Source organism: Nonomuraea sp. NPDC005983, from assembly GCF_040614375.1.
GTDB lineage: Bacteria > Actinomycetota > Actinomycetes > Streptosporangiales > Streptosporangiaceae > Nonomuraea.
Genome location: NZ_JBEXUP010000221.1, coordinates 1 through 10,816, shown reverse-complemented (window position 1 = coordinate 10,816; position 10,816 = coordinate 1). Strand labels below are relative to the sequence as shown.

Below are 10,816 nucleotides of genomic sequence, written 5' to 3'. Positions count from 1 at the left end.
CCCGAAGGCAGGGGAAAGATCACAAGCGTCAAGGTTCCGACGATCCGCCCTTGCGCGCGAGCCACCAGTACCGTGTTCGCTGGGAAGGCCAGCAGTCGGCCCACGGCTTCGTGATCGAGTGCTTTCGCGGTTGTCGACAGTTGCGGCAACAGTTGGCTGAGCGCGGCCACAACATCGTCACTTGCCTGGCGCACGATCTCAATCTCGACGCTCATGGACTCGACCTTACCGATCGACCCGCGCCCCGGTCTCACTCGTCGCGACGCGACACACGCCGTCTGCCTGATCATCCCGTCTGCCGTCGACCCGCCCGCAGGGGAAGCGGGCCAGGGCCACGGGTACCAGATGGAGCGCCCCACCGGACGAACGATCTGGTACCCGTGGCCCTGGTCTGCTCGGCTTGTCCCGGGTCGATGGTGGGCGGGATGATCAGGCTTCCACCTCAGCAACCTACGGCGTCAAAGTGCGCATGGCGCGGCGATCATCCCGGAGCCGGAGCGCCCCCGCCGGAGGCGCCGTCTTTTGAGGGCGTCGGGCGCGAGTTGTGTCTGTCGGTCCATTCGCTGTCGAGGATGCCGAAGAGGGCGGAGTCTCGCCAGCCGTCGGGCAATTTGGCGGTGTGGCGCAGGTGACCTTCGTGTGTCATCCCGAGTTTCTTCAGGATGGCTGCGGAGGCGGCGTTTCGCGGATCACAGGTGGCGTAGATGCGGTGCATGCGGAGTTGGTGGAAGCCGATGCGCAGGAGTTGTCGGCCGATGGCGGTGCCTAGGCCGCGGCCCCAGAGGCGGGGGTGGGTGATGTACTGGACTTCTCCTTGGGCGTGTTGGAGGCTGCGAATACGGAACTCCCCCATTCCTATGACCTCGTCGTCATGGAGGGCTGCGTAAGCGAAGCGTGTTTGCGGCTCTTCGTGCCATGCGGCTACGGCTTGTGCCACGAACTCACGGGTTTGGGTGAGGGAGTTGGGTCCCCATGCCTGATACCGGCAGACCTCGGGGAGGCTGGCCCAGGAGTGGACGGCTTCGACATCGGTGGGCTGGAGCTGCCGGAGTCGGACTTCGGGATGGCTCATGATCTGAATCATGCCGGGTGATTGAGATGACGCGGTTCCATGGCGTCTCGTCCCTGGCACGGCCCGAGCACGGCCGCGCGCGAGAACGGCCCCCAGGCCGCACGCGCAGCGTGCGGCCGAGCGCAGGGCCGGGTCGGCGGCGCGGCAGCGCCGCCGCTTGATACCAATGAGAACAATTCGGCAAGATCCGCGAGTTAGTCCGGCAGTCTCTGACCGTGTTCGAGGTAGAGCGTGTGGCCGATGGTGTGGGCGGTGATCGCGGCAGATACGCGGTTGGCGAGGCGTTCGATCAGTAGGCCGTCGAGTTCCTCGGGCGCGTGGTAGTCGTAGCCAGACAGTTCCCCGTCGGAGAACGTGATCCTGCTCTGTAGCTCGGGGCTGAGGATTCCGCCGTCGAAGATGAACAGGATCTTGTCGCCTTCCTTGGGGTGTGGTGCCCAGTCGACGACGAGTAGGTCCCCGATGCGTGGCTGGATGCCGAGTTCCTCCTGAACTTCGCGCACACAGGCTTGGAAGGGCGTTTCACCCGGCTCGATGTACCCGCCGGGGATGTCGAGGTAGTTCTTGTAGGTCGGCTTCACCAGCAGCACGCGACCGTGTTCGTCGAAGAACAGGACGCCCGCGGCTGCTCGGGCGCTTGCCATGGGAGGTGCGGTGGTCCCTTGGTCGCTCATGATCTCGACCCTACGGGGTTCGGCCGGCGTCGTCATGCGACGTGAAGACGTCGGGCAAGATCGGCAAGCCTGCGGCTGGGTTTGCCCTTCTGGCGACGTATCCAGGTCAGGACGAGTTGACGACTCAGGAAGTGGGTCCGTACCTGCTCGGGCGCGATGCGCTCGGCGGCCAGCATCGCATCGAGGGCCTCGTCCGTACGGTTCCACATGCTGAATGCCTGAGCCACGGCGAGGCCGTGACGTGCCCGTCGCTCGATCGGCAGGGCACTGGTGTCAAGGTCGGGGCCGACGTCTACGGCGATCTGGAGGTCTCCGAGCTCGATGGCGGTGGCTACGCGGTGGATGGCGACATTGGTGGGGCCGAATGCGGTCCAGACGTGGTTGGCGTCGCTTCCTAGCCTGCGTGACGACTCCTCGGCCTCGGCGAGAAAGCCGCGGACGCTCGTTCTGTCTTCGGCTCGGGCTGCCGCCATGGACCCTGCCAGCAGCAGCGTCCCATGCACCGAGAGCAGTTCTGGAGTCGCGTTGCCGAGCTGGTTGTCCAGCAGTCCTGTGACGTCGCTGGTGAGCTGGATGGCGGCGTCGTAGCGACCGATGGAAAGCAGCGCGTGTGTGACCGAGCGGAAGAGGGAGGCGATCACCAGCTGGTCGCCGGAGTTTTGCGCGTGGGTCAGACCACGCTCGGAGGCGATCCACGCGAGATCGTGCTCGCCGATCTTCACCAGGATGGTCGCGGCTGCGTGGTACGCCTGACCGAGTAGCGCCTGAGCGTGTAGCCGCTGGTCGCCGTCGTAGGTGACGGCGGCGTGCTGGGCCTGCGTGAGCAGCGTGGGCAGTCGCCGAACGACAAGTCCGTAACGAGACTCCTGGTAGGCGTTCCAGACATCGGCGATCTCGGCTCGCAGCTCGGTGAGGTCGGCCGGATCGCCCGCTTGGACCAGCGAGGTGAGCGGCGAGAGCTGGCGGAAGTCGGTGATCGCTGCCCGCAGCGCAGGAATGGTCCGCTCTCCGCTTTCCGGCGTCCACTCCAGTAGGGACGGCTCGGCGAGCAGATCGCCAAGGGACACGTCAAGTGCGATGGCGAGCGACTTGATCACGGACAGTCGGTCAAGGTCGATGTGGTCGTTCTCGACCTTGCTGAGCCAGTCGGCGGTACGGCCGATCAAGCCCGCGAGGACCTCTTGCGCCATCCCGCGCCGTTTCCGGTACCAGGCGACGCGTTCTCCGATGGTCAGGTGATCTGTCATGCCGCGCATGCCCGCTCCGACCTCGCCATATCGAATTTTGCGACCCGGAAAATCCTTCCGGGTCGGCATCCCCGTTGCGATCTAGTGTCACCGCTACCAGCAGTTCCGTCCATCGCACGGAGGGCAATCGTGGACGAGCAGCACGACATTCCGAACTGCTCCGCCTGCCGGGGTTCTGGATGGCGCTATGCGCAGGTGCGTCAGACATACGGCACGCGTTCCCTGGACGGTCGGACGGCTGTGGGAGCCATGGTTCAGTGTGCCGACTGTGCGGGTTCCGGGCGGTGCTCTTGATGAACATCCAGTTCGTTTACACCCGGCTGGCGGCGCTTCGGCAACCACTGTCTCCCGAGTTGATCGTGTTGGAGAGGCTCCAGTACCAGCTCATCCAGGCCGAGCATGTTGTGGCCAACCTGCGCCCCGAGCTGGAAGCCCTGCTGGTCTACGGTCCGCAACCGTGCCTGCCGGTGCACGTCTTCGTCGGGTATGGCGGTCGCTACTTCTCGTGGCAGAACGCCGAGAAGCGACACCCGGTCGATGACATCGGGGGAGCAGCCGAAGTCCTCGCCGCCTACGTAAGGCGCGACGAGGCTCCATAGAGCGGGCGCGGCGGTGAGGTTGACGCCCGGACGAAGTTCCGGGGACATCCGGGTTCTTCCCTCCCCGTCGCGCCTCATACGGCCCGGCAGAGCCGCGTGAGACCCCGTTCCCCCGTGCGGGTTCCACTTCTCCCACCCCCGGAAATGGCTCTGCCGGGCTCTACCGCCGACTATCGGGTGGGGGATGGCAGGAGCTTTGTGTAGTGCTACTGTCGGCCTGACAGGTCATATGCAAGACATTGGGGAAGCTGTCATGGCAAAGCGCGACGAAGACACCTTGAAGTACGAGCGGGTGCTGAACGCGCTGAGATCGCGCATCGAAGAAGGCACATACCCGCCCGGCACTCTCCTGCCCTCCCAGCATCAGCTTGTCGCTGAGTTCGACGTGTCACGACCGACCGTGATCGAGGCTCTTCGGCTGCTCCGCCAGGAAGGGTGGATCGAGACGCAGACCGGACGCGGCTCCTTCGTGCGCGGCAAGGTCCCCAACATCACCGATCAGCGCTCTTCCGCCGGCCAACGCCTCCTCGACGAGTCCGAGTCGGACACCTCGGCCGAGCTCCTGCAAGCCGGGATCGTAGTAGCTCCTCTCAAGGTCGCGACTCTGCTGGAGATCGCACCAGGCAGCAAGGCGTTCCTGCGGCAATACGTGATCAGCGATCAGGGCGGCCCCGTCGAGCTGATCTCGGCCTGGTTTCCGCTCGATCTGGTGGCAGGGACCAAACTCACCTCGCCTGAGCCGCTGGACGAAGGCATTCGCCGGCATCTGTACGGGCGCAAGAAGCTGCGCTTGGACCATGCGATCGAACGGACGAGCTCACGATCGGCCACCCCCGATGAAGCGGCAGCGCTGGGCATCGAGAATGGCGCTCCAGTTCTCAACGTGGTCGTCACCGGGCACGATGCGGCTGGACATCCTCGACAGTTGGTGGACGCGGTCCTTCCCGGCGATCGCCACGAGCTCCGGGACGTCTACCCGTTGACCTAGCTCGCCTGACAGGTGCGCCGTTCGCATGCACTTGACATGACAGGTTGGCCGTCGTATCTTCAGGTTACAACCTGATAGGTTAGGTTGAAGCATCAAGAGATGCTGCCAGATCAGGAGGCTCTGCGATGGCACTGCAAGGACCCATCCCCATTCACTTCCACCAGGTCTTCCCTGCGGGCTGTTACGCCGTGGGTGAGGTCGAGCCGGTCAGGGGCTTCGACGCCTCCACGAGCGGGCGTGAGGTTCAGGCCCGCGACAAGCAGACCGGAGAGCTGGTGTGGCAGATCGCGGTCATGGACGCGGATCCGGCCGTCAAGGCGTCGCAGAAGACGGTGGCCGTCAAGGTCATCTCCCCGGTGCAGCCGGTTCCCCCGGCTCCCATGTCGGGGCTGCCGTTCACGCCGGTCGAGTTCGACGGCATGACGGTCACCCCCTACGTCAACCAGCAGGGCCGGTTGGCGTACTCGATCAGGGCACGCGAGATGCGCGCGCCTCGCCAGTCCACCAAGAACGCCGTCAGCAAGGAGGTAGCGGCCTGATGTCCCCTCGACGCAAGCGCCCCACCAGCGTGATCAACCTCAACACCTCGGCCGGCGCTCACGCCGAGAACCGCCCTTACCGGCTGCGCACCCCGGTCCTCGTGCTCGACTTCGGCGCGACCTCGGTCCTGGTCACCACCTCGACGGCCAACCGGGTGACGGCGGCCGACGTGGAGTTCGCCCGTCAACTCGCCGACCAGGCGGCCGGCTTCGCACGCTCGGTCGAGCGCATGTTCCGTGGCCTGCCCACCGGCCGGGAGGTTGCGGCGAGATGACCCTCGACCCGTACACCTACGTGACCCTGTCGGTGCATGGCGACGAGAAGCCACAGATGCACGTCTCGTTCCACACCCCCGAGATCTCCGTAAACCTGCTCACGGTCGAGGACGTTCGTCCGGTGCTGCACCTGTCCACGCGCGAGGCGGACGTGATGATCTCGACCACAGGCGCGGGACCGGTCACCGACCACGACGTCACCTTGGCGCGCGAGATCTTCAACGCCGCCGCTCAGTACCTGGCCGACTGCGAGCGGCTGTACTCCGGCCAGTCGGCCACCGGCAAGGCCACCGACCAGACGGCGGCCTGACAGGTAAGGCGGGGCCGCCAGAAGCGCCAACTTCCGGCGGCCCCTCGGTTCTCCCCTGACTCCACATCACGAGAGGTTCCAAGCTTATGTTCAGGCGACTGCCCGGTGACGAAACGCGCAACCTCGTCACCACCACCCCCGACACGGCCGTGGTCTTCCGCCCGGCCGTCGTCACCACCCCCGCCATCCTCACCATCGTGATCTTCGCCTGGCGGCTCCTCGCCGGACTGGTCCGAACGATCTGGCGGCACCCTCTCGCCGTTCTCGTCATCCTCACCCCCGGCGCGCTGACGGTGCTGTACGGCTGGCGCGTCGCGCTGCTCTTGCTCATCCCGGTGCCGGTCGGGCTGATCGTCTGGGCGCTGACCGACCGTAGCTCCTTCGCCCACTGGATCGGCTGGCGGCTGCTGGCCTGGTGGCGGCTGGTCTTCATCTACCGGCGACACTGGCAACCCGTCATGATCGTCTCCGGACTCGGCAGACACCTCGGCGGCCGTGACTACCTGCCCCGCCTCGGCAAGGTCACCTGCAACACGTGGGCCGACAAGGTGACCGTACGCATGCTCGACGGACAAGCGGTCAAGGACTGGGCTGACCGTACCGACCACCTCGCGCACGGCTTCGGCTCACCTGCCTGCCGAATCGCCATCGCTAAGGCCGGACGGCTCATGCTGACCTTCCCCCGACGTGACCCGCTGGCTGAGGTGATTGGCGCGCTCCCCGTTCCCTCTGTGCCGAGCGTGGGACCGGTCGAGATCGGCAAGCAGGAAGACGGCACCCCCTGGCACCTTAAGATTCTTGGCACGCATGTCCTTGTAGCCGGTGCCACCGGGGCAGGCAAAGGCTCGATCATCTGGTCCACCATCCGCGCCCTGCTCCCGGCCCTGCGGGCGGGCCTGGTCGAGATCTGGGCGCTGGACCCCAAGCTGATGGAACTGTCCTTCGGCCGTGCCCTGTTCGGCGACCACTACGCCGCCACCCCGGCCGGCTGCGCCGACCTGCTGGATCAGGCCGTCAAGGTCATGCAAGAGCGCGCGGCGCGCTTCGGCGGTGTCCAGCGTTCCCACACCCCGACCGTGGAAGACCCCTTCGTCCTGGTGGTGGTCGACGAGGTGGCGTTCCTGACCGCCTACCAGGCCGACAAGGACCTCAGACGGCGCATCTCGGCTGCCCTGGCCACCCTCACCACCCAAGGGCGCGCGGTCGGCGTCGGTGTCCTGGCCGCGCTCCAAGACCCGCGCAAGGAGGTCATGAACATCCGCAACCTCTTCCCCGACAAGATCGCGCTCCGACTCGACGAGTCGGAACAGGTGGACATGGTCCTCGGCGACGGCGACGGCGCACGGGACCGGGGAGCGCTCGCCGACCAGATCTCCCCAAATCCCGCTCTGGGGGCCGGCGTTGGCTACGTCCGGCTGGAAACCTCACCCGACCCGGTCCGTGTCCGCGCCGCCTACGTCTCCGACGGCGACATCCGCGCGATGGTCGCCACCTTCGAGGGCGGTGAGGGCCGATGACGCTGGCTCACTTCCTCGACGGCCTTCGCTGCTCCTCCTGCCAAACCCTGAACGCGCTGCGGCTCGACCCGGCCCGCTCTGTGGTCGAGTGCCGCGAGTGCGGACAGTCGGTGCTGATCTTTCCCGAGATCGCCGAAGGGAAGGCACGATGAGCGACCGTTCCACCCCTCGCGCCCTGCGGATGGCCCAACCCCTTGCCCGCCAGGTAGCCGAAGAGGTCGCCAAGCTCCACGGCGTGTGCATCCGGCCCGTCCCTCTCAAGCGCCTCGACACCCACACCGGCCAGTGGGAGATCATCGATGCCCCTTGCGGTGCCACGCTCGACAGCAAGTGCCCGCCGTGCGCCAAGCGCAACCGGCAGCTCCGCATGGCCCAATGCCGCGAAGGCTGGCACCTGGAGGCCGAACCGACCATCACACCGGACGAGCCCAACGACGAACAACACTGGCTGATCGAGTTCCGCGCCGACATCCAAGCCCAACGTGACCAGGCTGACCGGGCGGGACACGACACCACCGACCTGGACGCGGTCATCTCCGGCCTGGACGGGGAGATCAACGCGGCAGGCATGCGCGGCAACGTGCTCGGCCGGACGGTCCCGAAGCGCAACCGCTCGACCAGACGACGGCAGGACGCCCCCGACCTGCCCAAGCGCAAGATGATCAACTCCACGCTCGGACGGACCTTCACCGGCTCGGACGGGAAGATCTACCGGCCGTCACTGTTCGTCACCCTCACCCTGCCCTCCTACGGCAAGATCCGTAACGGGGTGCCGGTCAATCCCGACAGCTACGACTACGCGCGGGCCGCCCGTGACGCGCTGCACTTCTCCAAGCTCGTCGATCGCTTCGTGCAGAACCTGCGCCGCGTGGCGGGCTATGACGTGCAGTACTTCGCCGCCGTGGAGCCTCAGAAACGGCTCGCGCCGCACCTGCACATGGCCATCAGGGGCACCCTGCCACGAGCGGAGATCAAGCAGATCGCCGCCGCCACCTATCACCAAGTGTGGTGGCCACCGACCGACCAGGTCGTCTTCGATGGTGACCGCCTACCCGTGTGGGTGGATGACGCGGGTTACCTGGACCCTGCGACTGGTGAGGTGCTGCCCACCTGGGACCAGGCCCTCGACCAGCTCGACGCCGACGAGGCGGGGGAACCCTTGCACGTGGTTCGCTTCGGCGTCCAAGTGGACGTACAAGGCGTGCTCGCCGGAACCCCGGACGCCGACCAATGCATCCGCTACCTGTCCAAATACCTCACCAAATCGATCAGTGACAGCCTCGACCCGGACGACCAGGCCCAGCGAGACCACGCGGCTCGTATGGCTGAGGCGCTGCGCTTCGAGCCCTGCTCGCCGACCTGCCCGAACTGGCTGCGCTACGGCGTCCAGCCCAAGAGCGCCAGGCCGGGCATGACTCCGGGCCAGTGCCGGGGCAAGGCCCACAAGCCCGAACACCTCGGCTACGCCGGACGCCGCGTCCTGGTCTCCCGCAAGTGGTCCAACAAGACTCTCGCCGAGCACAAGCAGGACCGCCGCATCTGGGTCCTGGAAGCCCTCGGCCAACCCGACGAGCCGACCGACCCGCACCGCTACGTCTGGAAGCCCGTACCGGCCGGAGACGCCAACGTGCCACCTCTGGCCATGCGGCTCCTGCGCTCGGTCGCCGAACGCCAGCGTTGGCGCGCCCACATGGCTCGACTACAGGCCGAAGCGGACGGCCAAGATCTCTCGGCAACTGAGCAGGCGGGGAGGGCGGCATGACTCAGAACCTCACGCGGGAGCCTGTGCCACTGCTCCCGGAGTGGGCTCGGGGCCGGTTGCTCACGGTCGAAGAGGCCGCTGAACGGCTGAACACCTCGGTCCGCTTCCCTCGCCGACTGATCGAGGAACGGCGAATCGCCTTTATCCATGTCGGACGCAACGTCCGTATCCCCGAAGCGGCGCTTGAGGCGTTCATCGCTGCGGGGCTGGTTGAACCGATCATCACCACGCGACGCAGGAGGGCCGCGTAATGGTCAAGACCGCACCTTCCACCCCCGAGGAGCCCAAGCGATCGTCCAAGGGCAGCTCGCCGAAGAGGCGCTTCGGCCGCGTCCGTCTGCTGCCCTCCGGTCGGTACCAGGCGCGTTACAACGGTCCTGACGGAGTTGATCGACCCGCGCCGTACACCTTCGCCACGAAGCGGGAGGCGGACCGCTGGCTGGTTCTCAAAGAGGCGGAGATCCAACGCGGCGACTGGCTGAACCCGGACGGCGGCATGATCTCGTTCGAGGTCTACGCGACTCAGTGGATCGATGATCGGGTGATCAAGCGGACAACGGAGGGTCTGTACCGGAGCCTGCTCAAGAACCACATCATGCCGACTTTCGGCAGTCGGCAGCTCGCCGACATCAAGGACGCTGACGTGCGACGGTGGCGCAAGGAACGTCTGAACGCGGCGGGGCAGTCGACGGTCGCCAAGGCGTACCAGCTCCTCAAGGCGATCATGAACACCGCTCTGGCAGACGAGTTGATCAGACGCAACCCATGCCAGATCAAGGGAGCTTCGGTAGCCGACACCCCGGAACGGCCGGTGGTGCCCCTGGCCAAGGTTCTGGAAGTCGCCGATGCCGTCCCTGAGAGATTCCGGGCTCTGGTGCTCCTGGGCACCTTCACCAGCCTGCGGTGGGGTGAACTGGCTGGCCTACGCCGTACCAATCTCGACCTGGAGGCGGGAGTGGTGCGGGTGGTGGGGACGCTCGTGGAGCTGAACGGTGGCAAGCTGTTCGACGACACGCCCAAATCGCGGGCCGGTCGACGGGTGGTCGCGATCCCCTCTGAGATCGTCCCCGACCTCAGGACACACCTCGCGCGGTACGCCGAGCCGGGGGAGTGGGGTCATGTCTTCATCGGCCCCAAGGGCGGCCTGTTGCGTCGCTCGGCCTTCCGCCGCATCTGGAACAAGGTCCAGGCGGATGTGGGACTCCCCGATCTCCACTTCCACGATCTTCGGCACGCGGGTAACACTCTCGCGGCAGCCACGGGCGCAAGCTTGCGAGAGCTGATGACCCGGATGGGGCACTCCTCCACGCGGGCGGCGCTGATCTACCAGCACGCGACGCAGGAGCGCGACCAGGCCATCGCGCAAGCGCTCGGCAAGGCGCTCAAGACCGAGCAGAAGAAGCGATCGGGCACGCAACGGGCACGTAAGATCAAAAAAACGAAGTGAAGATCACAAAGGCCAGGCTCCCTGTGTGGGATGACCTGGCCTTTCGTCGTGAGAGCGGACGACGGGAATCGAACCCGCGTAGCTAGTTTGGAAGACTAGGGCTCTACCATTGAGCTACGTCCGCGCGAACCGGTCGAAGTCTGGTCTAGACTTCATCCGGTCGTCAGGGCGTAAGCGTACCGGAGTCCCGGAGCGCGTGCGTACCCGGCGCCGCGGGGCGTGGCGCAGCTTGGCAGCGCGCTTGCTTTGGGAGCAAGAAGTCGCAGGTTCAAATCCTGTCGCCCCGACTGTGTGATGTCTCAGGACATCGGAAACCCTCGAACCTACGGGTTCGGGGGTTTCGTCTTGTTGGGGTTTACCTGAGGCTGGTAGTTGCGGGTGGGGT

The 10,816-nt window shown here is 66.1% G+C and carries 14 protein-coding genes and 2 tRNA genes; 11 read left to right on the top strand and 5 right to left on the bottom strand.

Going from position 1 to position 10,816, the window contains the following annotated elements:
- The 4 genes from ABZ297_RS44660 to ABZ297_RS44645 all read right to left on the bottom strand — a co-directional run.
- The coding region (locus ABZ297_RS44660; RefSeq protein ID WP_355359939.1) for a hypothetical protein at positions 1 to 215 on the bottom strand (215 nt) is incomplete at its 3' end.
- Positions 216 to 481: 266 nt separating this feature from the next.
- Positions 482 to 1,084, bottom strand: coding sequence for a GNAT family protein (locus ABZ297_RS44655; protein ID WP_355359936.1), 603 nt, complete (start codon positions 1,082 to 1,084; stop codon positions 482 to 484).
- A 182-nt stretch (positions 1,085 to 1,266) separates the two neighbouring features.
- On the bottom strand, positions 1,267 to 1,746 hold the full coding sequence (locus ABZ297_RS44650) for an NUDIX hydrolase (RefSeq protein WP_355359933.1): 480 nt from the start codon (positions 1,744 to 1,746) through the stop codon (positions 1,267 to 1,269).
- A gap of 32 nt (positions 1,747 to 1,778) precedes the next feature.
- Positions 1,779 to 3,002, bottom strand: a complete 1,224-nt coding sequence (locus ABZ297_RS44645) for a helix-turn-helix domain-containing protein (RefSeq protein ID WP_355359930.1) — start codon at positions 3,000 to 3,002, stop codon at positions 1,779 to 1,781.
- 284 nt (positions 3,003 to 3,286) lie between these two features.
- On the opposite strand from ABZ297_RS44645, the gene ABZ297_RS44640 reads away from it, so the two are divergent.
- The 10 genes from ABZ297_RS44640 to ABZ297_RS44595 all read left to right on the top strand — a co-directional run bounded on the left by ABZ297_RS44640 (position 3,287) and on the right by ABZ297_RS44595 (position 10,431).
- Positions 3,287 to 3,592, top strand: a complete 306-nt coding sequence (locus ABZ297_RS44640) for a hypothetical protein (protein WP_350811421.1) — start codon at positions 3,287 to 3,289, stop codon at positions 3,590 to 3,592.
- A gap of 253 nt (positions 3,593 to 3,845) precedes the next feature.
- Positions 3,846 to 4,580 carry a GntR family transcriptional regulator gene (locus ABZ297_RS44635; protein WP_355359928.1) on the top strand — a complete coding sequence of 245 codons (735 nt, stop codon included), beginning with the start codon at positions 3,846 to 3,848 and terminating at the stop codon, positions 4,578 to 4,580.
- Between the two features lie 125 nt (positions 4,581 to 4,705).
- Positions 4,706 to 5,119 (top strand): plasmid replication, integration and excision activator, encoded by a 414-nt coding sequence (locus ABZ297_RS44630; RefSeq protein ID WP_355359926.1) that lies wholly within the window; start codon positions 4,706 to 4,708, stop codon positions 5,117 to 5,119.
- Entirely contained in the window at positions 5,119 to 5,394 is a 276-nt protein-coding gene (locus ABZ297_RS44625; protein WP_350811418.1) for a hypothetical protein, read from the top strand. The genes ABZ297_RS44630 and ABZ297_RS44625 overlap by 1 nt, the downstream gene beginning before the upstream one ends.
- A complete protein-coding gene (locus ABZ297_RS44620) occupies positions 5,391 to 5,705 on the top strand; it encodes a hypothetical protein (protein ID WP_350811417.1) in 315 nt (104 codons plus the stop codon). The genes ABZ297_RS44625 and ABZ297_RS44620 overlap by 4 nt, the downstream gene beginning before the upstream one ends.
- Before the next feature lie 86 nt (positions 5,706 to 5,791).
- Positions 5,792 to 7,222, top strand: coding sequence for an FtsK/SpoIIIE domain-containing protein (locus ABZ297_RS44615; RefSeq protein ID WP_355359922.1), 1,431 nt, complete (start codon positions 5,792 to 5,794; stop codon positions 7,220 to 7,222).
- Entirely contained in the window at positions 7,219 to 7,374 is a 156-nt protein-coding gene (locus ABZ297_RS44610) for a hypothetical protein (protein WP_355359919.1), read from the top strand. The genes ABZ297_RS44615 and ABZ297_RS44610 overlap by 4 nt, the downstream gene beginning before the upstream one ends.
- On the top strand, positions 7,371 to 8,984 hold the full coding sequence (locus ABZ297_RS44605; protein ID WP_355359916.1) for a replication initiator: 1,614 nt from the start codon (positions 7,371 to 7,373) through the stop codon (positions 8,982 to 8,984). The genes ABZ297_RS44610 and ABZ297_RS44605 overlap by 4 nt, the downstream gene beginning before the upstream one ends.
- Positions 8,981 to 9,235, top strand: a complete 255-nt coding sequence (locus tag ABZ297_RS44600) for an excisionase family DNA-binding protein (RefSeq protein ID WP_350811413.1) — start codon at positions 8,981 to 8,983, stop codon at positions 9,233 to 9,235. Before ABZ297_RS44605 ends, ABZ297_RS44600 begins: the two co-directional genes overlap by 4 nt.
- 245 nt (positions 9,236 to 9,480) lie before the next feature.
- Complete coding sequence (locus tag ABZ297_RS44595) at positions 9,481 to 10,431, top strand: tyrosine-type recombinase/integrase (RefSeq protein ID WP_355359914.1); 951 nt, start codon at positions 9,481 to 9,483, stop codon at positions 10,429 to 10,431.
- Between the two features lie 53 nt (positions 10,432 to 10,484).
- On the opposite strand, the gene ABZ297_RS44590 is transcribed toward ABZ297_RS44595, so the two are convergent.
- A tRNA-Gly gene (locus tag ABZ297_RS44590) sits at positions 10,485 to 10,555 on the bottom strand.
- An 89-nt stretch (positions 10,556 to 10,644) separates the two neighbouring features.
- Between ABZ297_RS44590 and ABZ297_RS44585 the strand changes: the two genes are divergently transcribed.
- Positions 10,645 to 10,718, top strand: a tRNA-Pro gene (locus ABZ297_RS44585).
- Positions 10,719 to 10,816 lie beyond the last annotated feature (98 nt).

Excerpts from the sequence above, each read along its gene's own strand:
- ABZ297_RS44595 (WP_355359914.1), top strand. The coding sequence starts at position 9,481 with ATGATCTCGTTCGAGGTCTACGCGACTCAGTGGATCGATGATCGGGTG.
- ABZ297_RS44615 (WP_355359922.1), top strand. The coding sequence starts at position 5,792 with ATGTTCAGGCGACTGCCCGGTGACGAAACGCGCAACCTCGTCACCACC.
- ABZ297_RS44635 (WP_355359928.1), top strand. The coding sequence starts at position 3,846 with ATGGCAAAGCGCGACGAAGACACCTTGAAGTACGAGCGGGTGCTGAAC.
- ABZ297_RS44650 (WP_355359933.1), bottom strand. The coding sequence starts at position 1,746 with ATGAGCGACCAAGGGACCACCGCACCTCCCATGGCAAGCGCCCGAGCA.
- ABZ297_RS44600 (WP_350811413.1), top strand. The coding sequence starts at position 8,981 with ATGACTCAGAACCTCACGCGGGAGCCTGTGCCACTGCTCCCGGAGTGG.
- ABZ297_RS44640 (WP_350811421.1), top strand. The coding sequence starts at position 3,287 with ATGAACATCCAGTTCGTTTACACCCGGCTGGCGGCGCTTCGGCAACCA.
- ABZ297_RS44620 (WP_350811417.1), top strand. The coding sequence starts at position 5,391 with ATGACCCTCGACCCGTACACCTACGTGACCCTGTCGGTGCATGGCGAC.
- ABZ297_RS44610 (WP_355359919.1), top strand. The coding sequence starts at position 7,219 with ATGACGCTGGCTCACTTCCTCGACGGCCTTCGCTGCTCCTCCTGCCAA.
- ABZ297_RS44645 (WP_355359930.1), bottom strand. The coding sequence starts at position 3,002 with ATGCGCGGCATGACAGATCACCTGACCATCGGAGAACGCGTCGCCTGG.
- ABZ297_RS44630 (WP_355359926.1), top strand. The coding sequence starts at position 4,706 with ATGGCACTGCAAGGACCCATCCCCATTCACTTCCACCAGGTCTTCCCT.
- ABZ297_RS44655 (WP_355359936.1), bottom strand. The coding sequence starts at position 1,084 with ATGATTCAGATCATGAGCCATCCCGAAGTCCGACTCCGGCAGCTCCAG.
- ABZ297_RS44605 (WP_355359916.1), top strand. The coding sequence starts at position 7,371 with ATGAGCGACCGTTCCACCCCTCGCGCCCTGCGGATGGCCCAACCCCTT.
- ABZ297_RS44625 (WP_350811418.1), top strand. The coding sequence starts at position 5,119 with ATGTCCCCTCGACGCAAGCGCCCCACCAGCGTGATCAACCTCAACACC.